Here is a 26,188-nt window from a genome sequence, read left to right as displayed (position 1 = left end):
TCTTTCAGGGGCGCGGGACTGTATCGACATGCGGCTCCGCCGCGTGGGCGCGACCAGCCGCAACGGAGCCGCACAGTCCCGCCCCCTCGTCACTCACCTCACCCGAACGCGGCGACCTTGTCGCGATACCCCCGAACCGGCGCAGCGTCCTTGTACGGCTCAAGCCGCCGCTCGAAGTCCCGCACATACTCGACCGCCCGCACCGACCGCATCTCCGCGGCCTGCCCCGCCGCCTCCGCCCCCAGCACACACGCCTGGTCCAACTCCCCCAGCCCGAGCCGGGCGGAGGCGAGCACGACCCGGCAGAACAGCCGACTGCGGGCGAACGCGGGCGCCCGCAGTTGCAGCGACCGCTCCGCGTGCTGCGCGGCGGCCCGGAACTGCTGAAGGTCCCGGTGCGCGTGCCCGAACTCGTCGGCGAGCTGTGCCTCGTCGAAGAACCGTGCCCAGTACGGCACTTCGTCCCCGGCGCGCGCCGTCTCCAGCGCGCGCTCGGCCCGGACGAGCGCGGACGTGCACGCCCGCACCTCCCCGAGCACCCCGTGCGCCCGCGCCTCCACGGAGTGCAGCAGCGCCTGCACGACGGGCGGCGCGCTGGTCCCGACCCCCTGCTGCGCCACCCGCGCGAGCTGCACGGCCTCCCGCCCGTGCCCGAGGTAGACGGCCTGCCTGCTCATGGTCATGAGCACGTACGAGCCGTAGGCCCGGTCCCCGGCCGCCTGCGAGAGCCGCAGCGCCTGCACGAAGTACCGCTGCGCGAGCCCGTGCGCGGCGATGTCGTACGACGTCCAGCCCGCGAGCCGAGTGAGGTCGGCCGCAGCGGCGAACAGGCGGCGGCCGGTCTGTTCGCCGTAGGTGCCGCGCAGCATCGGCTCGGTCTCGTGCTCCAGGTAGCGCACGAGGGCCTGCCGGGCGTGGCCGCCGCCGTAGGCGTTGTCGAGGGTGCGGAAGAGTTCGCCGACCGAGCGGAGCGCGGAGATGTCGCCGCCGGTGACCTTCTGGCCGGGGCCGCGCTCGGCCGCACCGCGCTGCCGGGGTACGGCGGGGCGGCCCTGCGGGGGCACCCGGTTCGCGGCCTCGGCGCGGCCGACCCGGTCGTCGGCGCGGCCGATCAGCCAGTCCCGGCTGGGCACCACCAACCCGGCCGGCGTGAAGGCGATCTTGCGCAGTTCGGCGTGGCTGCCGGAGTCCTTGCGCCACAGCCCGCTGACGATGTCGACGGCCTCCTCGGGGGTCGCGGCGAATTCGAGCCCGGCGTACACCGGCGCGCAGGCGTCGAGCCCGAGATCCTGCGCGGTGAGCCGGCGGCCGAGCCGACGGGTGAAGACCTCGGCGATGAGCGCGGGCGTGGTGCCTCTGGGCTGCTGGCCGCGCAGCCACCGGGTGACGGATGTCTTGTCGTATCTGAGATCGAGTCCGTGCTCCAGACCGAGCTGGTCCACGCGACGGGCGAGACCTGCGTTGGAGAACCCCGCTTCTGCGATGAGCGCGGCGAGCTGACGGTTGGGAGTGCGCTGCGCGGGTCGTTCCGTCATCTGCGGTGCGGTCTCCTGCCTTTCGGGCCTCAACAGAGGCCTGTGCGGCCACTGCCTGCCCGGATTGCCTGTGAGCAGCCCTTTTGGCCTCGTGAACGGCGCGAATGTAGCGGAGCGTAAGCATCCCGTCGCACATTCCGACGTGCATTCATCCGATCGTGTGAGGATTGGTCGTAGGGCTGACGGCCCCGGCCGCCCGGAGCGCTGTCAGCGGTCGGTCGTACAGTGGCGTAGGCATGTTTCGTGCCTTACGACTCATAGGTGCTGCTGAGGAGGCGCTTGCCGTGGGTGAGTTGCGGTTCGTCCGGATGGGGTTCGGCGCGGACGCCGTCGAATACCGGGAGGCGTGGGACGAGCAGCGCCGGGTGCACGCGGCCCGCTTCGAGGACGCGGTCGCCGACACCGTGCTGCTCCTGGAGCACCCGCCGGTCTACACGGCGGGCCGCCGCACGCAGGACAACGAGCGCCCCCTCGACGGCACCCCGGTCGTCGACGTCGACCGCGGCGGCAAGATCACCTGGCACGGCCCCGGCCAGCTCGTCGGCTACCCGATCCAGAAGCTGCCCCGCCCGGTGGACGTCGTCGCGCATGTACGACGCCTGGAGGAGGCGCTGATCGGCGTGTGCGCGGAGTTCGGCGTCGAGACCAGCCGGGTCGAGGGCCGCAGCGGGGTGTGGGTGCTGGGCGATCCGGTCGAGCAGCGCCCCAAGGTCGGTGGACTGTCGCTGGACTTCGATCCGCGGCTGCACGACGAGGAGTTCGACCCCCGGATGAACGGCCCGGAGTACGCGCCGTCGAACGCCGGCCAGCGCCGCGAGGACCGCAAGATCGCCGCGATCGGCATCCGCGTGGCCAAGGGCGTCACGATGCACGGCTTCGCGCTGAACGTGAACCCGGACAACCGCTGGTTCGACCGCATCATCCCGTGCGGCATCCGCGACGCCGGCGTCGCCTCACTCGCGGCCGAGCTGGGCCGGGACGTCACGATCGACGAGGTGCTGCCAGTGGTCGAGCGTCACCTGAAGGACGTACTGGAGCACGCGGATCCGAAGCCGCGGGAGATCGAGAAGGCCACCGCCTGACCCGGGAATGTGACTTTCCGCTCTGCGGTTGGCCTCAAGGCGGGGGCCTGAAATCACGGGCGTACCCTGGTGTACGCCGAAGAATCGAAGCTACAGGGAGCCGATGTGTCCGCAGTCACCCCAGACGGACGCAAGATGCTGCGCCTGGAGGTCCGGAACGCCCAGACCCCCATCGAGCGCAAGCCCGAGTGGATCAAGACCCGGGCGAAAATGGGTCCCGAGTACACGAAAATGCAGGCCCTCGTGAAGAGCGAAGGTCTGCACACGGTCTGCCAGGAAGCCGGCTGCCCCAACATCTACGAGTGCTGGGAGGACCGCGAGGCGACCTTCCTCATCGGCGGCGACCAGTGCACGCGGCGCTGCGACTTCTGCCAGATCGACACCGGCAAGCCCGAGGCCCTGGACCGCGACGAACCGCGCCGGGTCGGCGAGTCCGTCGTCACCATGGACCTCAACTACGCCACGATCACCGGCGTCGCCCGCGACGACCTGGAGGACGGCGGAGCCTGGCTGTACGCCGAGACGGTCCGCCAGATCCACCAGCAGACGGAGTCCCGCGAGGCCGGCCGCACCAAGGTCGAACTGCTGGCCCCGGACTTCAACGCGGTGCCGGAGCAGCTCGCCGAGGTCTTCTCCTCGCGCCCCGAGGTCTTCGCGCACAACGTCGAGACGGTCCCGCGCATCTTCAAGCGCATCCGCCCCGGCTTCCGCTACGACCGCTCGCTCAAGGTCATCACCGAGGCCCGCGACTACGGTCTGGTCACGAAGTCGAACCTGATCCTCGGGATGGGCGAGACCCGCGAGGAGGTCAGCGAGGCGCTGCGCCAACTGCACGAGGCGGGCTGCGAGTTGGTCACGATCACGCAGTACCTGCGGCCTTCGGTGCGGCACCACCCCGTGGAGCGCTGGGTGAAGCCGCACGAGTTCGTCGAACTCAAGGAGGAGGCCGAGCAGATCGGCTTCTCCGGGGTCATGTCCGGCCCGCTGGTGCGGTCTTCGTACCGTGCGGGGCGGCTGTACCAGATGGCGGTCGAGAAGCGAGGCGCGTACGTGGCCTCGCAGGCGGTCTGAGACCACGTCCGCTTTACCGTCCTGTGAACTCGCGCACAAGCAGCTACTCGCGAGTAGCACCCGCCGTTGACGCGGTCCTGACCATCCTCCCAGTTGAGGGCGTCCATCAGGGCCGCGTCAGCGTTTCGGCCCACCGCATCAAGGTTTCATTGGCGTTTGACCGGTCGGTCACGCCCTGGTAACACCAAACAGTGACACTGGATTTACAGCACGTAGCCCCATACCCAGAGCCGTTCCGAGGGGGGACCTCCACGATGCAGGCCGCGCCCGTTCGTGCCACCGCCATCCCGTCCGTCACCGACGCCCTGCGCGCGGTCGAGTCGCTGCTGCTGAGCAGCGGCCAGCGCACCGCCCGTCGCAACGCGTGGACCTCCGTCCTGGAGGACCGCCGCCGCGCCAAGGACCGGGTCGAGGCACAGCTCGTCCTGGAGCAGTCCCTCACCTCGCACTCCTGAATCCCCGTCCTGCGGGCACCGCCGTCGTCGGCGCTCCCGCGGGCACGTAGACTTCCCCGCATGGCGAGGAAGGACACGACAGCGGACAACGCTGCGAACCCCGGGCGACTCAAGCAGATCGCTCTGACGTACAAGATGACGCGCAAGGCCGACAAGACGATCGGTCTTGTACTCGCGGCTGTCGGAATTGCCACCTTCGGTGTCTTCCTCGCGATCGGCTTCTTGCTCGGTCACCCCATCTATCTGGGCATTCTCGGCCTCCTGCTCGCCTTCCTCGCGGCGGCGATCGTCTTCGGACGACGCGCCGAGCGCGCCGCCTTCGGGCAGATGGAGGGCCAGCCGGGCGCGGCCGCGGCGGTACTGGACAACATCGGCCGGGGCTGGACGACGACTCCGGCGGTGGCGATGAACCGCAGCCAGGACGTGGTGCACCGCGCGGTCGGCAAGGCCGGCATCGTGCTGGTCGCCGAGGGCAACCCGAACCGGGTGAAGTCCCTGCTGGCCGCCGAGAAGAAGAAGATGAACCGCATCGTCGCGGACGTCCCGGTGCACGACGTGATGGTCGGCACCGGCGAGGGCCAGATCCCCCTCAAGAAGGTCCGCACGACGATGCTGAAGCTGCCCCGCGTCCTGACGGGTCCGCAGGTGACGGCCACGAACGACCGCCTGCGCGCGATGGGCGACCTGATGAGCAACATGCCCCTCCCGAAGGGCCCGATGCCGAAGGGCATGAAGCTCCCCAAGGGCGGCGGCAAGACCCGCTGACACCCCCGCATTTCGACTCCTACGACGTTGGGGGCGCCCGGATCACTCGGGGCGCCCCCAACGTCGTAGTGCTGTCGTGGGTCGTGGGAGTGCCGACTACCTGCTGGTGAGCTGGGCCTTGGCAGGGGCTCGCGGCACGTGTTCGAGGGCGCGGGAGGTCTGCCCCGTGGACCCCGCGCACCGGTTCCAGCCTGCGATTCAGAAGCTCTCCCACGCAATGGGCCGGGCGCCCCAGACGGACGCCCGGCCCGCCCACTCGATCCCGCCCTAGCCGAGCCGCCCCACGGGCACGGCCGTGTCCCCCTGCCACTTCTTGTGGACCCACAGCCGCTCCCCGGCCAACTCGGTCTGCGCCCAGGTGCCGGACAGGGCACCGATGGCTGTCTCCTTCGGCAGCCGTGCGATGACCTTGCTCGGCTGCACTCCGCCGAACCGTCCGTACTCCAGCACCACGAGCCCCCGATCGGTCGCGAGCACCACCCTCCGCGTCGTCAACACCGCGGCGATCATCGCCCCGGCCAGTGCGCCGAGTACACCCCCGAGCGCCCCGACCCCACCTGACGCCCCCGCTGCAACGGCCACGGCCCGGACCCCGATCAGACCCACCGGAGGAAACCCGACCTGCGCCCAGGGATTGATCCCGCCCTGCGCCAGCAGAACCCGCTCCACCCGCTCACCGGGTTCCAGGAAACCCTGCGAACGCGCCGTGATCTGAATTCGGGTGCCGGCACCGGTCTGGAGCCATTCGCCGGCGTTCAGGTCGGTGGCGTCGAGCCATTCGCCCAGGGCCGGGACCCAGAAGGGATGGTTGTCGGTGGCTGTGACGGTGGCTGTCTCGTCGCCCTCGTCGCCCTCGTCGCCGTCCGTGTCGACGGTGATCTTGACGAGGTGCTTGATTCCCTGGCCGAGGATCGTCGTGGTGACGGTCTCGGTCGTGGTCTCGCCGGTCTCGGGGTCGGTGGCGGTGGCGGTGGCGGTGACCTTGTCACCCAGTTCGAGTTCCTCGATCGGCAGTGCCGCGGAGGTCATCAGCGCGAACACCACCTGGTTCGCGAAGCTGGCCCTCGGCTGATCCCCGTGCGAGGCAGCGTCAGGCCAGGGTCCTGAACGCCCGGTCGTAGTAGACCATCGGGGATCCCTCCCCCAGTCGCACCCCCGTCACCCGGCCGATCAGGACCGTGTGGTCCCCGGCCGGGTGACGTGCGTGTGCGGTGCAGTCGAGTTCGGAGAGGGCGCGTTCGACCGTCGGCAGGCCGGCCGGGCTGAGGCACAGGCCGCCGGAGGCGAACTTGTCGGTGCCCTTGGTGGCGAAGCGCAGGGCGAGGGGGCGGTGGTCGGGGGCCAGCACGCTCACGGCGAAGCGGTCGCAGTGGCCGAACGACTGTGCCGAGTCCGCCGAGTTCGCCAGGCAGACCAGGACCATCGGCGGCTCCAGCGAGACCGAGCAGAACGAACTGGCCGTGAAACCGCGGGGAGTTCCGTCCTCGCAGCATGTGGTCACGACCACGACACCCGAGGGGAAGCGGGCCATCGCCGCCCGGAAATCCTCGGGCTGCACCGCGGCTTCGGCTTCCAGTACTTCCTGACGCTCCGTCATGACGGTGCACCACCTGTTGGCCTTTGCGGGCCTTCGTGGAGGCCGCCGCGAGTTCAGCGGCCTCGATACGGCCTCGGACACGGCTCACCGATAGTGATCGAGATCGTCACCCGGCTCCAGATCGACTATGCGGTCACCGTCCCGGACCGGCAACCGGGAAGCGGAACACCCCCGGGCGGGCGGCACCTGGAGCGGGATCGAGTCAGTGCACCGCCCCGGCCCGTTCCCCGCCGGACAGCGCCCAGGCGCCGTAGGCCGCGCCCGTGGTCTCGAAGGAGAGGGCGACGTGCGAGGCGGCGCTGTTCACATCGCGCCAGAAGCGCTGCACGGGGTCGGACGAGGACTGTCCGGACGTGCCGCCGGCGCGGAAGACCCGGTCGACGGCCGAGACCAGCAGCTCCACGGCGAGCGCGAGGTCCCGGGCGCCGCGGACCGCCGCCTCGCCCTCGGGCGGGCACTCGGTGCCGTCGGCGACCGCCGCCGTACGCAGGATGAGGAGCTCGGCGGCGTCCACCTCGGCCGCCGAGCGGGCCAGGGCGACCTGGGTCGAGGGCTTCTCGCCGACGGACTGGCCCCGGCGGTCGACACGCGTCCCGGTCCGCGCGATCCAGGCCCGCAGCGCGCCCCGGGCCGCGCCGACCAGCGGGGCGGCGAACGGCAGCGCGTTCACGGCGTGCATCGGGACGAGGTGACAGCGGGCGTCGGAGGCGGGCGCCCGGCCGGCGTGGACGGCGGACCGGGACAGGGTCCGGTGCTCGGGCACGAAGACGTCGGACAGGACCAGGGTGTCGCTGCCGGTCCCGCGCATCCCCACGGTGAACCAGCTGTCCTCGATGGCGAAATCGGCCCGCGGCACCGCGAAGAACCGCACCTCGGGGCGTACGTCGGGATCCACCGGGCCTTCGGCGGGTACGGCCGCGCAGGCCAGCGCCCAGTCGGCGAAGTGCACCCCGCTGATGTACTTCCACTCACCGCTCAGCCGCCAGCCACCGGCCATCGGTTCCGCCTTGCCGGACGGCATGAGCGCGCCGGCGAGCAGGACGTCGGGGCCGTCCGCCCAGATGTCGGCCTGTCCCTCCTCGGACAGGAACGCCCCGTACCGCCCGGCGTAGGCGGCCAGCGAGGCGGCCCAGGCCGCCGAGGTGCAGCCCTCCCCCACCAGGCCGACCGCGGAGGTCACCTCGGCGAAACCACCGGCTTCGCCACCGTGGGCCCGCGGTACGAAGTGCCGGGCGAAGCCCGCGTCCCGCACCGCCTCGACCACCTGCGGCGAGAGCCGCCGGGCGCTCTCCGCCTCGTCCGCGTACCGGGCCGCGATCTCCGCGACCATCGGTGCCCCGGCCACGACCGTCGCCTTGTCGCCTGCTGCCATCCTGCCCACCACTTCCGTCGGGAACGGCGACAGTGTCCCGGTCACGGCCCGTCACGGAGCGCACCCCGGGCCGAGACCGGCCGACGGTCACCCGCCCGGCACGAAAACCGGCACGGAAACCCACATGGAGACCCGCATGGAGACCCACACGGAAAAGGGGGCGGCCCTGGTCCTTCCGGGCGCCCCCTTCGCCGTACGACCGCTGCTAGATCCGGATCTCCACCGTGCGGGCCAGCCGGTCGTGCAGGCCGCGGCCGTCGCGGTCCCAGATCAGGGCCGGGATCGCGACGCACAGGAGGGCGGTGCGGAGCAGGGTGCGCAGGAAGTCGGGGCGGCCGGTGGCGAGGGCGGCCACGCGCAGGCCGAAGAGACGCTTGCCCGGGGTGAAGCCGACCGTACCGACCGTGAGGGCGCTGAGGACGAAGAAGACGAGGAGGGCCCAGTTACCGGTCGCCCCCTGCTTGTAGCCGTGGGTGAGCAGGCCGTATGCGATCAACAGGCACAGGGCCCAGTCGACGGCGAGGGCGCCGAGGCGGCGGCCGGGGCGGGCGATCGAGCCGGGGCCGTCCTCGGGCAGGCCCAGCTGCTCGCCGCGGTAGCCGAAGTCGACACCTGCTCGTTCCGCGGCCTCGCGGGGACCGGAGAGCCATGAGCCGATTGCATCCCTGTTGTCCACCCGTCCACGGTACTGCCCCCGTTCTGCCATGCGGACAGGAGGGGCCAGGCGGCTCAAGACCGGTTAACTTGGGCGAAACAAATGGGTCACGCCAGAGAAATCCCCCGTCCCTAAGGTCGGGTCCGGCGTGTGCCACCGCACTGGCCGCACGAACGAACTACCACCCCGGCACGGACGGTCGGGAGTAGGAGGAGCTGGATGTTCCAGAACGCCGACGAGGCCAAGAAGTTCATCGCGGACGAGGACGTCAAGTTCGTCGACGTCCGATTCTGCGATCTGCCGGGTGTGATGCAGCACTTCACACTGCCGGCGACGGCCTTCGACCCGGACGAGGAACTCGCCTTCGACGGCTCCTCGATCCGCGGCTTCCAGGCCATCCACGAGTCCGACATGGCGCTCCGCGCCGACCTGTCGACCGCGCGCGTGGACCCCTTCCGCCGCGACAAGACGGTCAACATCAACTTCTTCATCCACGACCCGATCACGGGCGAGCAGTACTCCCGTGACCCGCGCAACGTGGCGAAGAAGGCCGAGGCGTACCTCGCCTCCACCGGTATCGCGGACACCGCGTACTTCGGTCCCGAGGCCGAGTTCTACGTCTTCGACAGCGTGCGCTTCGAGACCAAGGCGAACGAGTCCTTCTACCACATCGACTCCGAGGCGGGCGCCTGGAACACCGGTGCGGTCGAGGACAACCGCGGTTACAAGGTCCGCTACAAGGGCGGCTACTTCCCGACCCCGCCGGTCGACCACTTCGCCGACCTGCGTGCGGAGATCTCCCTGGAGCTGGCCGCGTCCGGCCTCCAGGTCGAGCGCCAGCACCACGAGGTGGGCACCGCCGGCCAGGCCGAGATCAACTACAAGTTCAACACGCTGCTCGCCGCGGCCGACGACCTCCAGCTCTTCAAGTACATCGTGAAGAACGTGGCCTGGCGCAACGGCAAGACCGCGACCTTCATGCCGAAGCCGATCTTCGGTGACAACGGCTCGGGCATGCACGTCCACTCGTCGCTGTGGGCGGGCGGCACCCCGCTCTTCTACGACGAGGCCGGCTACGCGGGTCTGTCGGACCTGGCCCGCTACTACATCGGCGGCATCCTCAAGCACGCCCCGTCGCTGCTCGCGTTCACCAACCCGACGGTGAACTCGTACCACCGTCTGGTGCCGGGCTTCGAGGCGCCGGTCAACCTGGTGTACTCGCAGCGCAACCGCTCCGCCGCGATGCGTATCCCGATCACGGGCTCCAACCCGAAGGCCAAGCGCGTCGAGTTCCGCGCGCCCGACTCCTCCGGCAACCCGTACCTCGCCTTCTCGGCGCTGCTCCTGGCGGGCCTGGACGGCATCAAGAACAAGATCGAGCCGGCCGAGCCGATCGACAAGGACCTCTACGAGCTGGCTCCCGAGGAGCACGCGGGCGTCGCCCAGGTCCCGACCTCCCTCCCGGCCGTCCTCGACCGCCTCGAGGCCGACCACGAGTTCCTGCTCGCGGGCGACGTCTTCACTCCCGACCTGATCGAGACGTGGATCGACTTCAAGCGCACGAACGAGATCGCGCCGCTGCAGCTGCGTCCGCACCCGCACGAGTTCGAGCTGTACTTCGACGTGTGACATCGCCCCAGGTCAGAGCGGGTAGCCGCTCCCCTGGGCCGTCTCTGGGCCGTCGGCCGGCTCTCCGCCTTCAGGAGAGCCGGCCGACGGCTTTTGGTTTGTAGGGCCTCGGGCGTGCAATTGGCGATCGGCAATGTAGTGGGCTGTTGAAAAGCAATTGAGGTTCACGTTAGAGTCGTGAGGCTGGGTAGGGTATAGTTTTAGGTGTCGAAATGGACCTAAAGACAGGCGGACATGGAAGTCAGGTCAGCAGCCGATCCAGCAGCGTGGGACATCGCCGTTGGCGAGGTAGTGAAGCGCGTCGACCTGCATGAGCGTTACGGGGGACGGCGACAAGGTGGCATTGGTCCCTCGCGCGTCTCGCACAACGTGTTCGTCTTCACCGACCCAGCCAAGGGCCACAAGCACGGTTACTTCGACGGCTGGGGCGAGGACGGGTTCTACCACTACGCCGGCGAGGGACAGATCGGCGATCAGAAGATGACCCAGGGCAACCTGGCCATCCTGAACCACGCGCAGGAAGGCCGCGCCCTGCGCGTCTTCAGGGGTGTCGCCTCCGGCATGTGCGAATACCTCGGCGAGTTCACTCTTCCTGAAGAGCGTCCCTGGTACCGCACGCAGGCGCCGGAGACTAATGGCGGCCCCATTCGCAGCGTCATCATGTTCCGGCTCCAACCACTCTCGGCAGAGGTGCCCGTCGGAACCCAGCTCCCCCATACGCCAAGCGACAAGCTGGTGGTGGAATCCATAGATGTCGAGGCGCAGCACACCGAGCGTATGCAGGTGGATCCGTCGCGCGAGCCATACGAGGCTGAGCGCGCAGAAGCCAAGCTGGTTCGTGCCTACGCCGATCATCTGCGACTACAGGGGCATGCCGTTAGCCGTCACCGGATTTCCCCGGCCGGTGTCGCGAAGCAGCTACTGACGGACCTCTACGACGTCACAGCCAACCGCTTGTACGAAGCCAAGGGTTCGGTCGCACGCGAGGCGATTCGTATGGCGATCGGCCAGCTCCTCGACTACGCGCGTTTTTTGCCGCAGCCGGAGCTGGCTCTTCTCGTGCCATCGCAACCCGAACCCGACCTGCTCGATCTGTGCTCTCGGCTACAGATCGTCGTCGTGTGGCCGAAGGGAGACGGTTACCTGTCCACCGACGCGGCTTGACCGCACGCCACAGATGTGGCGCCCGAAAGGGAGCAGGCCACCCGCCGCGCCTACGAAACGATGCGGGTGGCCCCTGCTCACAGCCCCTCTTAAGAGACAGGAGCAAGTCAAGTATGTCCGATGAACCGGAGGGGCGCGCAGCCCTGCTCGCGCGAGCAGCAATGTACGGCGGTGCGCTCGCATCCGGCGTAGCGCTCGTACTGTCCGGCAAAACGACGCCGCTGGAGGCTTCGGCCTTCACATCGCCGTTTTTGATGTACCTCCAGAAGGCAGCCACTGTGCCGGCCTTCCGTGCTGCCGATCGCCAGCAGCCGGCCCGGAAGTAGCGGCCGCCCTTGCCGCGTGAGGGAGCGTCCTACCCGGACACCCCCTCACGCGGCCTCGCGACCGATGCCCTGAAACATCCGGTCGATAGCTTTACGGGCCCGATCTTGGCTATTCGGCATCAAGTGCGTGTACGTGCGGAGCGTGAAGCCAGGGTCAGAGTGCCCCAGGTACTCGGCAAGCGCCTTGATGTTTTCCCCTGCGTCCAGCAGTACGGACGCGTAGTAGTGGCGCAGGGCGTGCATGCCGTGCTCGCGTGACTGTCGAAAGTGTTCGCCTGGTGACCGCTCCGGGATGACATCGGCAGAGACCAAGGCCGGCTTCCACAGGTACATGTTGAAGTAGTTGCGGTTCAGAGCCTTACGCTCGCGCGAGTAGAAAAGCAGCTTCGCGGTGACAAGGGGCCCGTCCGGGGTCTTCCACGGCAGCGTGACGTCGATAGGGGGACGGCGTGTGATGTGGGTGGCGAGCGCATACGACACGACGTCGGCCATCGGCACGTCACGCAACTTGCCGCCCTTCGGAGGGGCAAAGACCATATCTGAGCCGAGCAACTTGACCTGCTTCACGACGTGAATCACTCCCCCATCGAAGTCCACTTCATCAACGGCAAGCCCGAAGATCTCGCCTTGTCGTAGCCCGCATCCGGCGCCAACGTCGACCGTGGTTGCGTAGTGCGCGGGGAGGCCTTCCCGCACTGAGAAAACTCGCTCACGCGTCCATGGCTTGATCCTCCGAGCATCCAGCTTGGGGGCCTTTACGGAGCCGGCGCGGCAAGGGTTTCGACCGATAATGCCGTCATCCACAGCAGCACCGAACACGGCCGATACGTTCGCGAACACAGTCCGCTGGTATGACGCCGCCATCCCTGAGTCCTTGAGAGCTCGCGCCCACACGCGGATGTGGCCAGGTTGGAACGTGTTCATTGCTCGGGAGCCGATGTACGGAAAGGCATGCAGTCGAAACCGCAGCTCCATGTTCACGATGGTCGAGGGGTCCGTGGTCTGGGAGGCCAGCCACTGAGTAGCAAAGCTCTTGAAGGTCACCTTGCCCTCTGACGGATCGACGTACAGCCCTCGCGTCATGTCCGCCTCGATCCCGGACAACCACTTCTCTGCGATGCGCTTCTGACCGTCGCGGAAGCTCTTCGACTTCTCGGTGCCGTCGGGGCCGATGTAGCGGGCGCGGTAGCGGAGGCCGGTTCCGTAGCGGTCGGAGCGGATGCGGGTGGTCTTGCCGTTGGCGTCGGTTTCGGTCTTGTACCAGCGGTCTTGGATGTGGCCTGCCATGTGGCGGCGGTCCCTTCGGGGCATGGGAAGGGAGGGCCACGGTGTGGCCCTCCCTGGGGTGTTGAGGTGTGGGGTTGTGGCTGGGTCAGGCGGCGGTGCGGTCGACGTTCTTGAGCTGGGTGACGTAGGTGCGGACGTCGGTGGGGTCGTAGCGGAGGTGTTTGCCGATGCGGAATCCGGGCGGGCCGACGTGCTTCTTGCGCCACTGGTAGACGGTCTCTTTGGGGACCTCGAAGATCTCGGCGATGTCGTCGGGGGTGAGGTACCGGTCCGGGATGCCTTCCCGGAGGATCGCGCGGGGGTCCGGGCGGTCAGGGGGTTCGGGGAGTTCGAGCATCTTGGGGCGGGCCACGGTGCGACTCCTTCGGGGCTTCAGTCTCGGGGGCAGGGGGCGCGTCTGTCCGAGGTGTGGATTTCTGCGTCATTGCGTCATCAGCGTCATACGGGGCGCTGACCTGCGGCTTTCGATGACTCAGAGGTGTCCGTGTGCGTCATGGGTGCGTCATGGGCTGTGTCATCGGTGACGTGGTCCATGACGCAGATGACGCAGGATGACGCAGAGGCCGCCGTCTGCGTCATGGGTCTATTCGCAGGTCGGGTGCTGTTTTCCGGCGGGCATGACGCAGATGACGCAGCGTCTTCCCTCTTAGGACAAAAGAGGGGGTGTCTGTTGGTAGTGCGGTGTGCCTGAAAGCGTGAAGAAGGGGCCGCTGCGCGGCGCGTTCTTGGGGCGGCGCGCGCGCCGAACAGCAAGAGGAGCACGCCTCGCGCGGCGCGGGGTGCTCCTCTTGTTTGTCCGCGTGAGCGTGCCGGAGCGGGGGTCAGTGCATCCGCTGTTGCTGGTGTGGGGGTGGTGCGGTGGGGCGGGTCATTTCGAGGTAGCGGCCGTCCATGGTGCGGCCGGAGTCGATGAGGACGCCGCGGGCGGCGAGGGTGGGCTGTAGGCGCTTGAGGCGGTCGGAGAGGACTTTGCCGGTGGTGGGCCAGCCTTTGGGCACGGACCGGAGTTCGTCGCCGCTGTAGAGGAGGCTGAGGCAGTACAGCCACTCCGTGGAGGTCATCCGCTGCGCGCTGCCCGGCTCGATGGTGTCCGCGTGCCGCAGGACGGTCTGTGCCAGCAGGTCGCCCTCGATCACGTCGTCGTTGAGGTCGTCCAGCCGGGCCCGGTACGCGGCCAGAGCCCCGAGCCCGGTGGCCGCGTCGAACTGCGCGCACAGGTGGGCGAAGTCGGCCATGCGCAGGTCGGTGGGGGTCTCTGCCTGCGCCGCGCGGACCTTGACTGTGAGGTCGAGCAGGGACCCGAGGACGACGGGCAGCACTTCCTTGTACTCCGCCCACAGTTCCGCCTCGGTGCGCCGCACGCGGGGCCGCTCCAACCGGAGCGGGAGCAGGCGGTCGGCGAGGTCGGGCCGGATGACGCCCACGTCGATGCCGGTGAGGAGCAGGGGCCGGCGGTAGCCGACGCGGAACACGTCGCCGTCCGTGAACAGGGCGCGCTTGACGCTCTCGGCTCCGGTGACGATGCAGCACATCGCGTCGGACAGGTCCGGTGACATGTGCGAGAGGTTGTCCAGCGCGGTGACCCATCCCGCTGCGACGGCGGCGATCAGGTTGTCTTCGTCTTTCGGTGCCCGGCGCAGGTCGCCGCTCATTCCCTCGATGATCCGCACCAGCATCCGCCCGCCGGTCGACTTCCCGGCGCCCTGCGGTCCGGTGAGGAACGGGGCGGGGACGGGCACGGACGGTCCGAGGCAGCCGATCAGCCACGCGATGGCTAGGCACTCGGTTTCCGCGTCGGAGAAGTTGCACAGCCGCATTAGCCGGTCGATGCCCTTGCCGTTGGTGTCCTTGGCGGGCAGGGGGAGTTCGCCGGTGAGCTGGGTGCGTCGCCAGCACACTTCCTGCGGGTCGGGGACGGTGATGTCCCATCCGGTGGGGTGGATGCGCACGGACTGTCCGTCGTCGCGGCCCAGGTCCAGCCAGGTTGCCCCGTCGAATCCGGGGGCGACGCGGATGTGTACGGCGTGTGTGTCCTCGTAGAGGGCGAGTGCTTCGATCAGGTCCAGCGCCTCTTTGAGCGCGGTCCCGTTGAAGACTCCGACCCCGTCGCGGTACATGCCGACGATGAGTTCCTGGCGGTGGCTTCCGGTGGTGCCCTGGGAGCGCATCGGGCGGGCGATGGGGTGGCCGTTGCGCTGCGCGTACACGGTCCCGTCCGGCGTGCGGAAGTAGCGGAAGTGGGATTGCGCGTAGTCCGCGATGATCTCGCGGGCGGGGTTCTTCTCGTCGTCGGACATGGTCACAGTCCCAACGTGGTCAGGGCGTTGGTCCACGCGTCCGTGCAGTGCCGGACCGATTCGCCCTTGGCCTGTGCGGCGGTGAACAGCCGCGCGGTGTGAGCGTCGGTGAGGCAGCCGCACCGCCCGTGGGTGGAGAGCACGGCGAGGAACGTCCGGTAGACGGTCGCGTGCACCGCCTCGCGGGCCCCGGTGATGCGCTGCTCCGCCATGGCGATCCCACGGTCCAGGAACACGGGCGTGCGGTGGCGGCACTCCCCGCTTTGGCCTCCCAGGGGTGCCGAGAGGGTCTGTGGTGCCCTGCGGGCGGCTGGGGGATCCGTTAGAGCCAGAGCGCGCACAGCGTCCGGGAGAGCGGCCATAGGACTGCTGCCCCGTCCGAGCCAACGGGCGTATGCCATAAGGGACTTGATGTCCACACCGGGCAGTACGGCGTTGGCGGACGGCATGGCGCCCTGGTAGATCCAGTGCTGCCCGCGTGTGGTCGGCACGGTCCGGGTGGCGGGCAGCGTGTCACGGGCCCACGTGATGGCCGTCGGGTTGTCGAGGTCGACTACAGTCAGCCCTACGCCTCCGGGGTGGTAGCCGACGCATCCGGCCTGGCGCCATGCCGCCACCCACGCAGGCGAGTTGAGGATGTTCGGGTCGGTGGTGGCGGCGGCCCACGCGTGGCAGACGCCGGGGCAGTGGCAGGGGCCCGCGCTCTTCATGTTCGGCCGGCCGCCGCACGCGTTCTTCGCGCACCTCCGACAGTTCCCGAACGGGCCCTTCCCTTCCCGCAGCGGCAGCACCGGAACACCGGCCCTGGCCAACTCCAGCGCGGTGCGCAGGTGGTCATAGCCCAGGTTGTGTGTGGTGCGTGAGCGGGGGGTCTTGCGGTCAGGTGTCATGCTGGGGGTCTCCTGTTTCTGTCGAAGGGACGGAGAACCGGGGCGGTCGCGGTCTTTGGCGAGAGGCGACCGCCCCAGCCACAGCTACTGGTGCCTGGCCCAAGCGGCGTACTGCTCGCGGACGTAGTCGCGGGGGTGGTCCGTCACATCCGCGCCGTCCAGGGTGATCAGGGCGCGGGCGATGTAGAGGGCCTGTTCGTCGGGGTGGCACCGGTCGGCGAGGGCGGCACGGCGCAGCCACCATTCCCGGTCGCACCGGCCCTCGTTGGCCTGGGAGATCAGCCAGTCCATTTCCTCGCGCTGGCCGGGTGCGCCGACGTAGGCCGGGTGGGTGCGGGCCCGCTCGTGCTCGATGAGGTCCAGGGTGGGGGCGAGGTGGTCGGCGGTGACGTACAGCCGCCTGCTCTGCCCGTCCCGGCTGGGGGCGGAGCGGAACAGGCCGGTCTGGAACGCGTTGCCCAGCGCGGTGGAGATGCGGACCATGTCGGCCGGTGTGCAGACGACGCGGATCTCGAAGCTCATACGAACTTCCTTTCAGTGGCGGGGAGTTGGGGCAGTCCGGCGGTTTCCAGGGCGGTGGGGTCGAAGCCGGGCAGGGTGGCGCGGGTGACGAGCGCGGCGGCGAGTTGTTCGGCGTAGGCGGCGCCGGTGCGGGCCACTTCGATCTGTGTGGTGGCGTGGAGGGTTTCGACGCGTTCGATGTGGGCGTACTCCTCGCGCCGGTCACTCACATGCCGCTGGTACGCGACGGTGTCGCGGCGGTCGGTGCGCCAGTAGCGGGCGGCGAGCGCGTAGGCGCCGGCGGTGGCCAGCGACCACAGCAGCAGGGGCAGCGGGAGGCCGTCGGCGTATCCGGCCACGCCTGCGAAGGCGAGCGCTCCGGAGGCGGCGAACGCGGTTCCGGCGAGCACGGAGTCTCCGGTGCTGTTGCCCGCGGCCACCCCCGCGGCGGCGGCCCCGGCGGACAGCACGGTCATCAACGCGGCGTTGCCCACGGAGTGTTCGGCGCCGTTGGCGTTCCAGATCCGGGCGAGTGCGAGCACGGTGGTGGTGGCGATGGCGGGCGCGGCCTTGGGCGCCACGATGACGAGCCAGTGCCGGGCGACGATGGGTTCGTTCATGACGGTTCTCCCGTTCAGTTGCCGAGTGCGGACAGGGCGTCGGCGGACGCCTGCACGAGGTTGTGGATGGGCTCGTACGCGCCGGTCCCGGCGACGAAGAACCCGAACAGGAACAGCACCAGGGCGGCACCGCCCCCGGCGGACCGGGTCTTGACGGCGAAGAACGAACCGGCGCCGAACAGCAGCACGGCGGAGATGTTCAGGATCATCAGGAGCCCTCCGGGCGGGTGGAGTTGGCGAACCGGGCGCGCATGTCGGCGAGTGCGCGGCGCAGGTCGGCGGCGCTGACCGGATCGGCGCGGAAGCGGTCCTGGACTTCGGCGAAGGGCAGGAAGTCGCTCGTCTCGTCGTGGCAGACGATGACGGGCGGCCGACGGGACTCGTGGTTGTGGGTCATGGGTGCTCTCCCGGGGTTCAGTCGGCGGTGCCGGCGCGGTAGATGCGGGCCCACCGGTTGTAGAGCCAGCGGCCGGCGCGTATGCGTTTGCCGGTGGCGTGGCAGCGGCGGCAGTCTTTGCCGCGCTTGAGCTGTCCCTTGCGGTTGGTCTTGAGCTGGTGGCCCATGCCGCGGCACTTGCGGCAGTTGCCGAACGGCGAGGAAGCACACACAGCGACGTAACAGAGCGTTACGCCGAGTAGGAGTGTGATAGCGAGCAGAGCAAGGGTCATGAGGGGCCCTCCGGGCGGGTTTCAGGGGTTTCCGCAGGTGGGCCGCTATGCGCTAGCGACCTGATCAGGCTGGGTTTGGGGCGCTAAGCGAGCCGCTAACGCTAGCGGGGCACCCCGCTAGCGCTAGCGGCCCTCGAAGCTCAGCCCGCGTCCCGCTTCCCGTCACGCTCCGCAATTGCGGCTGTGATGTGGGAGCGGTCGACGCCGCGCCGGTTGACGACCTTGCCGTCGATGCGGCGGCCCACCTGGATCGTGGACAGGCCGCGCGGCTTGAGCGCTGCGGCGAGGGTCTCGGGCTCCCAGCCGTCGTAGACCTCGGGGCGCAGGTCGGCGAGCCGCATGACGACGGTCTCCGACCACACCTTGGTCTCCTTGACCGGGATCACGGCGAGCAGGTCGGCGAGCAAGTCGTACGCGCTCGCCACGGTCTCCGGCTCCTCCCCCAGCGCATGCCCGGACAGGAGTCCGGCCGTCTCGCGCACCTTGCGGGCGCGGGCGGCGATGCTGTCGGCGCCGGGTCCGTCGACGTAGACCGAGCCGACGATGCGGGCGTCGGAGCCTTCACCGATGAAGTAGTGAATGCCCTTGTCACCCCAGCTGAACATGGTCGCCCGCACGCCGCGCTTGTAAGCGGACGTGCCCAGCACCATGTCGTTCTCCAACTGGCCCATGACCTTCAGGCACCAGCGCGCCGACGCGTTCGCGCTGATGCCGGTGGGCAGGGCCTTCGCGTCCGGGCGCTGGGTGGCGAGCAGCAGCACGATGCCGGTGGCGGGACCGCGCTTGACCAGGTCGGTGGCGATTTCCTCGAACTCGTCCTTGTGCTTGGGGTGTTCGAACAGGACCTGGCACTCGTCGACCCCGATCACGATGGGGTGCAGACCGAGCGAGCGCTTGTCGGCGAGTTCGCTGGTCACCTTCGACTCCGGGCAGATGTCCCGCGGAAGCGAGCGGATCACCTTGGTACGCCGGCGCAGTTCCTCCCGCAGCGCCCGGAAGTCGTTGAGGCAGTACTCGATGGCCTCGTCGTCGTCGCCCGCGGCGTGGCGGTGGGAGACGGCGTTGCCGACCGGGTCCAGGTCACCAGTGCCCTTCATGTCGTAGGTGTGCAGCTCAGCGCGCGGGTCCAACGCCGCGATCAGGAGCAGGAGGCGGAGCAGGAAGGTCTTGCCCATGCGCGGGATGGCGCCGATGATGCCCGCGATGTACATCAGCGTGACGTCGACCCAACGTCCACGCTGGTCGGTGCCGTAGGCGACCGGCTTGAACAGGTTGACCGAACCGCTCGTGTGTAGTGGCCACTTGGGCTTCTTCGAGGTCGACATGTCCTGATCTCCGACCCACAGCACGAGATGCCCAGTGTGCTCGTTCGGCACCGCCTCCGGCCACACGCACCCGAGCGGGCGGCGCAGACCAGACGCGAGCCGGTCGCGGCGCTCGATCACGTCGGTCACCGTGACGCCGTAGGGGAGGTTGCCCTCCGCACGCCACCCCGGACCGTCACGCGTGATGGGGGCGGTGAACTCGAAGCCGTCACGGCCCTTGCCCTGGGCCTGGTTGATGGCGGGGATGCCGAGCGCTCCGAGCGCACGCAGCACGATGTCACTGGTGAGCTTGACCGCGGTGGGCAGTTCCACCGCGCGGTGGATGACCGGGTCGTCCGCGCGGCGGCCGGCGAAGCCGAGCGCCATCACGACCGCGCTCACCGACACGGCCTGAAGCCACTCCGGGGCCAGGACGTACATGGCGAGTGCGGAGGCGAGTCCGATGAACATGGCGAGGACGGCGGCGAGGGTGCGCAGTCGGACCCGTCCGTCGCGCTGCCGTGAGAGCTTCAGGTACTCGGCAGCGTCCTCGCGGCGCACGGCGGCGAGCCGGACCGGTTCGCCCTCGCGGTCGGCCATCCACCGCACCGTGCCGCCCACGAACTTCGCAGCCCCGGACGGGGCTTGGAGTGTGAGGCGCAGGGCGTAGACCGGGGAGCGCAGCGCGTGATAGCCGACCGAGTGCGCGTAGTGGCGGGCCACCCATCCGGTGGCGGTCTTCAGTTCCGCCACGGACTGAAGCCACGGCGGCACGACCGGACGGCGCTGCGCGGCGAGCAGCCGACCCAGGTAGCCCGGACCGGCCGCCTTGACGGTCGGAACGTCGACCAACCGGCGGGTGGTCGGGTCGCCCGACTCGGCACCCGACCGGTCCGCGCCGGAGTCGGCCGACCGGTCGGTGTCGGGTCGGGTGGTCGGGTCGGCCGACTCGGTACGGGCCGAGCGTGCCTTGTCGAGGTCGACCACCTCGCCGCCGGAGTCGGGTGCGGGGTCGGTGTTCAGTTCTGCTTCGAGTCGGTTGAAGAGTTCGTTCTCATCGTCGGGGTGATTCACTGACAGTCCTTCCAAGGGGAGGAAAGGCGGGGTCGGTCCGTCGCTGTAGGAGGTGGGCGGACGGACCCCGCCGGATGGTGGTGCGGGGATGTTCAGGCAGTGGTGCGGGCGCGCGTCGATGACGCGGTCACCACCAGCCCGAGGACTTCTTGGCGGCCTTCGCGGCGGCGGCTTCGGTCACGATCCGCTGCCGCTCGTTCTGCAACGTGGTGATCTCGGAGTTGAGCCGGGTCTGGACGGACACCCAGAGGGACTCCAGCCTGCGTTCGGCGCGCGTCGTGCTCTTACCGCGCACGACCCGGAAGGAGCCGCCGGCCAGAGCGCCGATGACCGCGCGGCGCTCGGAGCCGGTCAGCGGCCACATCTCCTGCTTGCGGACGGCTTCGAGCTTGCGGGTGGTGAGCCGGATCTCGCGGTCCACACGGCCCGTGTTGGGCTTGGCCATGGTCAATCCCCCTTCAGGGAGAGGCAGTTGGGGCGGTGGGGGTGTCGGGGTAGGCGCAGGGCACGCACATGCCGAGCGAGCTGGGGATGACGTATCCCGCGTCCGTGCGGCAGGCCGGGCAGGTGCGGCGCGCTTGCATCGCCTTGGCGAGCGCGGCCCGTTTGCCGGGCGTCATCGGCCGGACCGGCTTGGCCTGGTCGAGGCGGTAGAGGTAGGCGACCAGCGGGCCGCGCCGGTAGCGCGGGCGCATGATCTGCGCCGCTATCGACTGCCCGCCCGGACGTAAGCCACGGGCCCGCAGTTGACGGCGCGTCGCGTAGCCGTCGGGGGCGTAGCGCCACGGGTAGGTGGGCACTCCGTACGTTGCGCCGGTCGGGTCGAAGCACTTGCCGAACATCAGGCGGCCTCAGCCGTCGCGTTGTCGGCCTCCGCAGCGTCCACGGAGTACAGCGGGTAGTCGGCGGCGCGCTCCGACTTCAACGCGTCGCGCAGCGTGCGGGCGTTGACTGCCGAGCAGTGCACCGCGGTACGGATACGGTCCGCGGTCAATTCCGCATCCGGCCACAGTGCGGTGGCCGTGCGCGCCTCGCTCAGCAGTTCCTCGAAGGTGCGCTGTGCCTTCGCCTTGCCCTTGGCGGGGGTCCGGCGCGGGCGCGGTGTGGCGTCGGCCGGGGGCGCCGGCGCGGTCCCTGCCGGGTCCGGGGCGGGGGTGGTGTCTTCGGTGGCGGGGGCGAGGTCGCCCATGCGGAGCATCACGCGCTCGCGCCGCGGGGTCTTGGTCCGCCACTGTCGGCCGTGGGTCTCGCGCAGGTCCGCGCGGGCCAACTGCCGTTCCTTCTCCCGCGCCAGCGCCTCGCTGTAGGAGGTGATCTCCCACAGCGTCATCCGGCGCCACAGCGCGAACGTGGACGGGAACGCCAACAGCCAGCGCGAGAACCGGATCTTCTCCATGCGGCGGCCGGTGGCCGCGCCGATCCGCACGGCGTAGACGTGCGCGCCGATCTCGGAAAACACCACCCACAGCAGCGGCATCGTCCCGTGCGCCACCTTCGCCGACAGGCTGTGTCCGGCCGCCACGTTCAGCCCGCACGTGATCAACGTCAGCACCCAGGGCACGAACCGCACCCACGCGAGCGCCATGTCCATCCTGATCAGGAGCAGGTTGGCGACGGTGAACACCGGGATGGATACGTCGATACCGACCGGCAGCATCCACGGTGCGGAGAATCCCCAGCTTGTCGCGGCAGCGGACACCGCGTCGAAGGAGGAGATCAGACCGAGCGCGCCGACACCGGCCGCGCCGAACGCGCCGACACCGGCGAGGCCCATTTCCGGGCGGGTCAGGGGCGGCACCCCGGACGGCAGGGCTTCGGGGGCGGGGGTTGTGGTGGTCATGCCGCCGTCTCCTCGGGGTGCGGGGTGTGGGTTCCGGGCCGTCCGGTGCGCCGTCCGGCGGTCGTGGTGCAGACCGGTGCGGAGGCGGCGGGGTCGCACCAGCCGCCACCGGCGCGTTTGGCCGTGTACATGGCTTCGTCCGCAAGCCGCATCAGCAGCGACAACGCCACCAATCCGCCCTGCGGGGCATCGGGACGGAGGTCGCTGGAGAGCGAGGCACCGATAGAGACACCGACGCTCAGGTCCGTGCCCTCGAAGCGGAACGGAGCGGTGATCACGTCGTGCAGCGCGCCCAGCAGCCACGCCAGGCGGTGCGCGGCGGGCAGCGGGACGGCCGCGATGAACTCGTCACCCCCGAGCCGTCCCACGACCGCGCCGGGGTACGTGGACAGGGCGTCGGTCAGGCTCGCGGCGGTGTTGCGGATCGCCGCGTCCCCCGCCGCGTGGCCGGCCGTGTCGTTCAACGCCTTGAAGCCGTCGAGGTCGATGAGGATGACCGCCGTGTGCATCTGGCGGCCCAGAATCCGCAGGGACCCCCGCTCGAACGCGGCACGGGTGAGCAGACCCGACAGCGGGTCACGGCGGGCAGCCGTCAGACGGCGGCCCATCCACAGCCCGTGGACGCCCCATCCGCAGGCCAGGGGACCCGCCACCGAAAGCGCCGTCAGCAGAGCGTTCATGCCGCACCCCCGACCGGCACCGGGGCGACGATGTCCGCGTAGGCGGTCAACTGCACCGTGGCGCCCGCATGGTCGACGCTCGCCCGCAGGACTCGGGTACGACCGTTGCTCTGCTCGCGGTAGGTCACCGCATCCGGGGTGATCCCCAGGGCTTCGCGCCACATCTCGAAACCGGGCAGGTCGTCGTAGAACGTCAGGTCCAACTGCTCCGGGTAGATGGTGGACACGTGCACGACCGGCGCGGGCAGGTGCCCGAAGTCCACGGCCAGCAGGCGCAGCACGCGCAGCGGCACCGCCAGATCATCCAGCGTCAGCGCGTCACTCATGCCGCAACCCCCCTGCGCACGGTGCGACGGCGGGCGGAGCGGACCAGGGGGACCACGTCGAACAGGTCCGGGTTGTCCTCGATCACCTGCGCGGCGATGCGGACCAGGTCGTCGGGGAAGGTGGGGTTGTCGGCGAGGATGTCGCGCGCCGCATCCTCACGGGCCGCGCGCTCCTCCCCGCTCTCGCCCTCGACCCCGAGCCACAGCTCAACCGGGGTGCCCAGGGCCAGTTCGATGAAGTCCTCGGCAGAGACGGCCTGTTGACGGCCGATGTACGTACGCATGAGTAGATCTCCTGGCATCGAAGGGATGGATGCCGGGGCGGTCGCGGTCTTCTGGCGAGAGGCGACCGACCCGGGTCCCGCGCCGTGAGCACGGCGGGGATGGCGCCCCGGCAGGGAGTCGGACCCTGCCTGCGACCATCGGGGCGGTTGAATCAGCGGCCGGTCACTCCCACAGGTAGGGGTGCGGGCCGCGGGGGCGCGGCGGTAGCGGGTCCTTCGTCTTCTCGTGCTCGGTGCCGGCCATCAACAGCCGCCCCGTGCACGCGAGTTGTCCTCGCTGCGCTTGTTCGCCTCAGACGCCTTACGGGCCAGTTCCGCCCGCTCCGTATCTGTCAGACTGGTGATCACAGGTGCCTCCCAATCAGGTGCCTGGCCGCGGTCCTTCGGGGTGCCACCCGGAGGGCCGCTCTGCTTCCTCATCAAACGGGCAGGGCACCGACGTGACGCCGGCGCCCTGCCCGCATGACGAGTGACGGGAAAGCCCGTCACTGTCGTCTCGCGGCTCCCGTATGCGCCTTGCTCCGCCTCCTTGGACGGCGCGCGGTCACCGCGTCACTCAGTCGTCACTCGCTGAGTCGATCTCCCTGGAATGGCTACCTGTCATGGACCGGGTGCAGCCCAACCACCGGGATTCCCGCCGATCCGGTCCCTGGGTCTACGCCCGGGGGTCAGACCAGCGGCTTAGCCGATGACACCGATCGATCCGTGAAGACGACGGACTTCTACGTCTCCCCTACCGCTCGGACCGCGTGTAAGCGGGTCCGGCGGGTTCACGCTGCTTGCAGTACCTGTTTTACAGGTACTGCATAGTGGTCCGTCAAGTACTGGCACGGAACTCGTTGGTGTTCGCGCCGGGATTTCTTGGCGCACAATCAGAATCGCCCCAGGTCAGGGGAGTTGGTCACCCCACTCGTGGACAGCTTCGATTGATCTCGCTACCGTCAAGAGCTCCCTAGATGTCCAACGGAGGGGACGGATGTCCAACGAGCGCTTGCGATCAGCCCTGTTGGCGCGAGGCATGACCATTCAGGGCCTCGCTGAGGAGATCAAGGTCAACCCGAAGACGGTTGAGCGCTGGATCACGCAGGGCAACCCGCCCTACAGACGGCATCAGTACGCAACGGCGGCAGCGCTCAAGGTCGACGTGACGATGTTGTGGGACGACAACCGCAATGCCGAGAGCGCAACGGACCTGTCGCAGGCCGAGATCGTCACTGTCTACCCGCATCGCCACATGGTGCCGTCAGACCTCTGGCGTGAGATGTGTGAGCGCGCGACGGAGCGCATCGACATCCTCGTGTACGCCGGCATCTACCTGGCCGAGGATCCTCGCTTCTTTTCGACGCTCAAGAAGAAAGCAGAGTGTGGCGTCCGCATCCAAGTCCTCATGGGCGATCCAGCGTGCGAAGCCGTCATACGACGCGGTGTCGACGAAGGGCATCGCATCATGGACGGCAAGATCCGCAATGCGCTCGTCAACTACCGCCCGCTGTTCACCAGCCACCCCGCGATCGCTTTCCGCCTGCACGACACTGTGCTCTACAACTCGATCTACTGCGCTGATGACGAGATGTTGGCCAACACGCACGTGTACGGCATCGGCGCCTACATGGCGCCCGTGTTTCACCTGCGGAGGCTCCCCGGAGGCGGTCTGTTCGACACTTTCGCCAATAGCGTTCAGCAGACCTGGGAAGGTGCCAGGCCAGTAACCGAACACGACATCGCGGGAGCTTGAGCATGGGACGCATCGACTACTTGCACGACCCGGACGCCCCGTCGGCCAACTCGGTTGTGCCCTCGGTCGTGGCGTTCGTCCAGAACGACGCGGGCCAGGTTCTCATGATTCAGCGCTCCGACAACGGACGTTGGGCGCTACCTGGCGGGGGCCACGACGTCGGCGAGTCGATTAGTGACACGGTGATCCGTGAGGTCTGGGAAGAGACGGGGATCAAGGCCGAAGTCGTCGACCTGTCCGGCATCTACACAGACCCTGGGCACGTCATGCAGTACGACGATGGAGAGATCCGACAGCAGTTCAGCATCTGCTTCCGAGCGCGACCTGTCGGCGGCGAGCTGCGTACGAGCAACGAGACGACGCAGGTCCGTTGGGCTGACCCAACGGACCTGCGGGAGCTGGACGTCCACCCCACGATGCGGCTCCGTATCGAGCACGCCATGGACCAAGCGCGTACCGCTCCCTACATCGGCTGACGCTTGGCGGCGGCGACGCGTTCGAGGACGCGAGACGTGCAGCCGAGAATCTCGGGTTCGGCCCGCCGGATGAACTTACCGATCAGACTGTCCGGCCCGTACCGTCCGGTGATCTCGTTGATTCGCTCGATCGGGTTCGTGGGGGTCCCGTCCGGTGTGGTGTTCATGTCGCAGTAGCAGAGCGCGTCGTTCAGGTGCGCACTCTCGCGGGGGAACTCGCTCTCCAACTCCTCACGCAGGTCGCGCGCTTCCGCCTCCAGCCAGGAACAGGAGTGATGGGCGACAAGGTTGATGACCCGCTCGTCGGCGTTGGCCGTATCCCGCAGGTAGCGAGCCCCGTCCAGAGGATGGAAGCCCGTCTTGGCCAGGTCCGGTGCATAGCCAATGTCGTGCAGTACCGCCGCGGCCTCCAACAGATCCGCGTCCTGGCCAAGAACGAGAGCGATCGTGCGTGCCCTCTCAGCGACCCCTTGGCAGTGTTTCCACCGCCGCGGTAGCGACTCGGCGAGCAGGGACTCAGCCAGGGGATAGGCCCACTCCGTCAACGTCGGCAA

Annotated in this window: 31 protein-coding genes; 9 read left to right on the top strand and 22 right to left on the bottom strand. The window is 69.0% G+C overall.

Translation table 11 applies throughout. The annotated features are described in order from the left end of the window. Window positions 1-98: 98 nt before the first annotated feature. Complete coding sequence (locus tag ACIRRY_RS10015; protein WP_403970097.1) at window positions 99-1,535, bottom strand: regulator; 1,437 nt, start codon at window positions 1,533-1,535, stop codon at window positions 99-101. Between the two features lie 284 nt (window positions 1,536-1,819). Between ACIRRY_RS10015 and lipB the strand changes: the two genes are divergently transcribed. The 4 genes from lipB (at window position 1,820) to ACIRRY_RS09995 (ending at window position 4,908) form a co-directional block, all read left to right on the top strand. After that, a complete protein-coding gene (gene lipB / locus ACIRRY_RS10010) occupies window positions 1,820-2,617 on the top strand; it encodes a lipoyl(octanoyl) transferase LipB (RefSeq protein WP_403970094.1) in 798 nt (265 codons plus the stop codon). A gap of 105 nt (window positions 2,618-2,722) precedes the next feature. Continuing rightward, window positions 2,723-3,688, top strand: a complete 966-nt coding sequence (gene lipA / locus ACIRRY_RS10005; protein ID WP_403970091.1) for a lipoyl synthase — start codon at window positions 2,723-2,725, stop codon at window positions 3,686-3,688. Window positions 3,689-3,942: 254 nt separating this feature from the next. After that, the gene (locus ACIRRY_RS10000) at window positions 3,943-4,143 is read left to right on the top strand and encodes a hypothetical protein (protein ID WP_329248202.1); all 201 of its coding nucleotides are present in this window, start codon (window positions 3,943-3,945) and stop codon (window positions 4,141-4,143) included. A 60-nt stretch (window positions 4,144-4,203) separates the two neighbouring features. After that, window positions 4,204-4,908, top strand: a complete 705-nt coding sequence (locus ACIRRY_RS09995; protein WP_403970088.1) for a DUF4191 domain-containing protein — start codon at window positions 4,204-4,206, stop codon at window positions 4,906-4,908. Window positions 4,909-5,175: 267 nt separating this feature from the next. Here the strand turns inward: ACIRRY_RS09995 and ACIRRY_RS09990 are convergent, their stop codons facing one another. The 4 genes from ACIRRY_RS09990 to ACIRRY_RS09975 form a co-directional block, all read right to left on the bottom strand. Further along, window positions 5,176-5,937: a polymorphic toxin-type HINT domain-containing protein gene (locus tag ACIRRY_RS09990; RefSeq protein WP_403970085.1), complete on the bottom strand. Its 762-nt coding sequence runs from the start codon at window positions 5,935-5,937 to the stop codon at window positions 5,176-5,178. 61 nt (window positions 5,938-5,998) lie between these two features. Next, window positions 5,999-6,505 carry a flavin reductase family protein gene (locus ACIRRY_RS09985; RefSeq protein ID WP_403970082.1) on the bottom strand — a complete coding sequence of 169 codons (507 nt, stop codon included), beginning with the start codon at window positions 6,503-6,505 and terminating at the stop codon, window positions 5,999-6,001. Between the two features lie 202 nt (window positions 6,506-6,707). After that, a complete protein-coding gene (locus ACIRRY_RS09980; protein ID WP_403970079.1) occupies window positions 6,708-7,877 on the bottom strand; it encodes an acyl-CoA dehydrogenase family protein in 1,170 nt (389 codons plus the stop codon). Window positions 7,878-8,082: 205 nt separating this feature from the next. Next, the gene (locus tag ACIRRY_RS09975) at window positions 8,083-8,553 is read right to left on the bottom strand and encodes an RDD family protein (protein ID WP_403970076.1); all 471 of its coding nucleotides are present in this window, start codon (window positions 8,551-8,553) and stop codon (window positions 8,083-8,085) included. A 198-nt stretch (window positions 8,554-8,751) separates the two neighbouring features. On the opposite strand from ACIRRY_RS09975, the gene glnA reads away from it, so the two are divergent. The 3 genes from glnA to ACIRRY_RS09960 all read left to right on the top strand — a co-directional run bounded on the left by glnA (window position 8,752) and on the right by ACIRRY_RS09960 (window position 11,651). Beyond that, a complete protein-coding gene (gene glnA / locus ACIRRY_RS09970) occupies window positions 8,752-10,161 on the top strand; it encodes a type I glutamate--ammonia ligase (RefSeq protein WP_019064482.1) in 1,410 nt (469 codons plus the stop codon). A 234-nt stretch (window positions 10,162-10,395) separates the two neighbouring features. Further along, window positions 10,396-11,325, top strand: coding sequence for a restriction endonuclease (locus ACIRRY_RS09965; protein WP_403970073.1), 930 nt, complete (start codon window positions 10,396-10,398; stop codon window positions 11,323-11,325). Between the two features lie 113 nt (window positions 11,326-11,438). Continuing rightward, complete coding sequence (locus ACIRRY_RS09960; RefSeq protein ID WP_403970070.1) at window positions 11,439-11,651, top strand: hypothetical protein; 213 nt, start codon at window positions 11,439-11,441, stop codon at window positions 11,649-11,651. A gap of 45 nt (window positions 11,652-11,696) precedes the next feature. Here ACIRRY_RS09960 and ACIRRY_RS09955 read toward each other — a convergent pair whose 3' ends face one another. From ACIRRY_RS09955 to ACIRRY_RS09880, 16 genes are all read right to left on the bottom strand, one after another. Further along, the gene (locus ACIRRY_RS09955) at window positions 11,697-12,938 is read right to left on the bottom strand and encodes a tyrosine-type recombinase/integrase (RefSeq protein ID WP_403970067.1); all 1,242 of its coding nucleotides are present in this window, start codon (window positions 12,936-12,938) and stop codon (window positions 11,697-11,699) included. Between the two features lie 85 nt (window positions 12,939-13,023). Next, window positions 13,024-13,275: a helix-turn-helix domain-containing protein gene (locus ACIRRY_RS09950; RefSeq protein ID WP_403970869.1), complete on the bottom strand. Its 252-nt coding sequence runs from the start codon at window positions 13,273-13,275 to the stop codon at window positions 13,024-13,026. 484 nt (window positions 13,276-13,759) lie between these two features. Beyond that, a complete protein-coding gene (locus ACIRRY_RS09945; RefSeq protein WP_403970064.1) occupies window positions 13,760-15,235 on the bottom strand; it encodes an ATP-binding protein in 1,476 nt (491 codons plus the stop codon). Window positions 15,236-15,237: 2 nt separating this feature from the next. Further along, window positions 15,238-16,125: a bifunctional DNA primase/polymerase gene (locus ACIRRY_RS09940; protein ID WP_403970062.1), complete on the bottom strand. Its 888-nt coding sequence runs from the start codon at window positions 16,123-16,125 to the stop codon at window positions 15,238-15,240. Window positions 16,126-16,209: 84 nt separating this feature from the next. Further along, window positions 16,210-16,647: a hypothetical protein gene (locus ACIRRY_RS09935; protein WP_403970060.1), complete on the bottom strand. Its 438-nt coding sequence runs from the start codon at window positions 16,645-16,647 to the stop codon at window positions 16,210-16,212. Then, window positions 16,644-17,246: a hypothetical protein gene (locus ACIRRY_RS09930; protein ID WP_403970058.1), complete on the bottom strand. Its 603-nt coding sequence runs from the start codon at window positions 17,244-17,246 to the stop codon at window positions 16,644-16,646. The genes ACIRRY_RS09935 and ACIRRY_RS09930 overlap by 4 nt, the downstream gene beginning before the upstream one ends. Before the next feature lie 14 nt (window positions 17,247-17,260). After that, window positions 17,261-17,455 (bottom strand): hypothetical protein, encoded by a 195-nt coding sequence (locus tag ACIRRY_RS09925; protein ID WP_142154060.1) that lies wholly within the window; start codon window positions 17,453-17,455, stop codon window positions 17,261-17,263. Next, the gene (locus tag ACIRRY_RS09920; protein WP_403970054.1) at window positions 17,455-17,643 is read right to left on the bottom strand and encodes a hypothetical protein; all 189 of its coding nucleotides are present in this window, start codon (window positions 17,641-17,643) and stop codon (window positions 17,455-17,457) included. The genes ACIRRY_RS09925 and ACIRRY_RS09920 overlap by 1 nt, the downstream gene beginning before the upstream one ends. Before the next feature lie 17 nt (window positions 17,644-17,660). Next, window positions 17,661-17,915, bottom strand: a complete 255-nt coding sequence (locus ACIRRY_RS09915) for a hypothetical protein (RefSeq protein ID WP_403970051.1) — start codon at window positions 17,913-17,915, stop codon at window positions 17,661-17,663. A gap of 140 nt (window positions 17,916-18,055) precedes the next feature. Continuing rightward, entirely contained in the window at window positions 18,056-20,293 is a 2,238-nt protein-coding gene (locus tag ACIRRY_RS09910) for a cell division protein FtsK (protein WP_403970049.1), read from the bottom strand. Between the two features lie 127 nt (window positions 20,294-20,420). Further along, window positions 20,421-20,738 carry a hypothetical protein gene (locus tag ACIRRY_RS09905; RefSeq protein WP_403970046.1) on the bottom strand — a complete coding sequence of 106 codons (318 nt, stop codon included), beginning with the start codon at window positions 20,736-20,738 and terminating at the stop codon, window positions 20,421-20,423. A gap of 13 nt (window positions 20,739-20,751) precedes the next feature. Next, window positions 20,752-21,135, bottom strand: coding sequence for an RRQRL motif-containing zinc-binding protein (locus ACIRRY_RS09900; protein ID WP_403970043.1), 384 nt, complete (start codon window positions 21,133-21,135; stop codon window positions 20,752-20,754). Then, window positions 21,135-22,133 carry a DUF2637 domain-containing protein gene (locus ACIRRY_RS09895; protein WP_403970040.1) on the bottom strand — a complete coding sequence of 333 codons (999 nt, stop codon included), beginning with the start codon at window positions 22,131-22,133 and terminating at the stop codon, window positions 21,135-21,137. The genes ACIRRY_RS09900 and ACIRRY_RS09895 overlap by 1 nt, the downstream gene beginning before the upstream one ends. Further along, the gene (locus tag ACIRRY_RS09890; protein ID WP_403970038.1) at window positions 22,130-22,813 is read right to left on the bottom strand and encodes a GGDEF domain-containing protein; all 684 of its coding nucleotides are present in this window, start codon (window positions 22,811-22,813) and stop codon (window positions 22,130-22,132) included. The genes ACIRRY_RS09895 and ACIRRY_RS09890 overlap by 4 nt, the downstream gene beginning before the upstream one ends. Next, window positions 22,810-23,139: a hypothetical protein gene (locus ACIRRY_RS09885; RefSeq protein ID WP_403970035.1), complete on the bottom strand. Its 330-nt coding sequence runs from the start codon at window positions 23,137-23,139 to the stop codon at window positions 22,810-22,812. The genes ACIRRY_RS09890 and ACIRRY_RS09885 overlap by 4 nt, the downstream gene beginning before the upstream one ends. Then, window positions 23,136-23,423 carry a hypothetical protein gene (locus tag ACIRRY_RS09880; RefSeq protein WP_403970033.1) on the bottom strand — a complete coding sequence of 96 codons (288 nt, stop codon included), beginning with the start codon at window positions 23,421-23,423 and terminating at the stop codon, window positions 23,136-23,138. Before ACIRRY_RS09880 ends, ACIRRY_RS09885 begins: the two co-directional genes overlap by 4 nt. A gap of 976 nt (window positions 23,424-24,399) precedes the next feature. Between ACIRRY_RS09880 and ACIRRY_RS09875 the strand changes: the two genes are divergently transcribed. Next, on the top strand, window positions 24,400-25,158 hold the full coding sequence (locus ACIRRY_RS09875) for a helix-turn-helix domain-containing protein (RefSeq protein WP_403970030.1): 759 nt from the start codon (window positions 24,400-24,402) through the stop codon (window positions 25,156-25,158). A gap of 2 nt (window positions 25,159-25,160) precedes the next feature. Next, window positions 25,161-25,634: an NUDIX domain-containing protein gene (locus ACIRRY_RS09870; RefSeq protein ID WP_403970027.1), complete on the top strand. Its 474-nt coding sequence runs from the start codon at window positions 25,161-25,163 to the stop codon at window positions 25,632-25,634. Here the strand turns inward: ACIRRY_RS09870 and ACIRRY_RS09865 are convergent. Beyond that, window positions 25,622-26,188: an HD domain-containing protein gene (locus tag ACIRRY_RS09865; RefSeq protein WP_403970024.1), complete on the bottom strand. Its 567-nt coding sequence runs from the start codon at window positions 26,186-26,188 to the stop codon at window positions 25,622-25,624. The two genes, ACIRRY_RS09870 and ACIRRY_RS09865, sit on opposite strands and share 13 nt — an antisense overlap.

This window comes from Streptomyces sp. NPDC101776 (assembly GCF_044766845.1).
In the GTDB taxonomy this organism is placed as follows: domain Bacteria; phylum Actinomycetota; class Actinomycetes; order Streptomycetales; family Streptomycetaceae; genus Streptomyces.
This window is presented reverse-complemented; position numbering and strand designations above follow the sequence as displayed.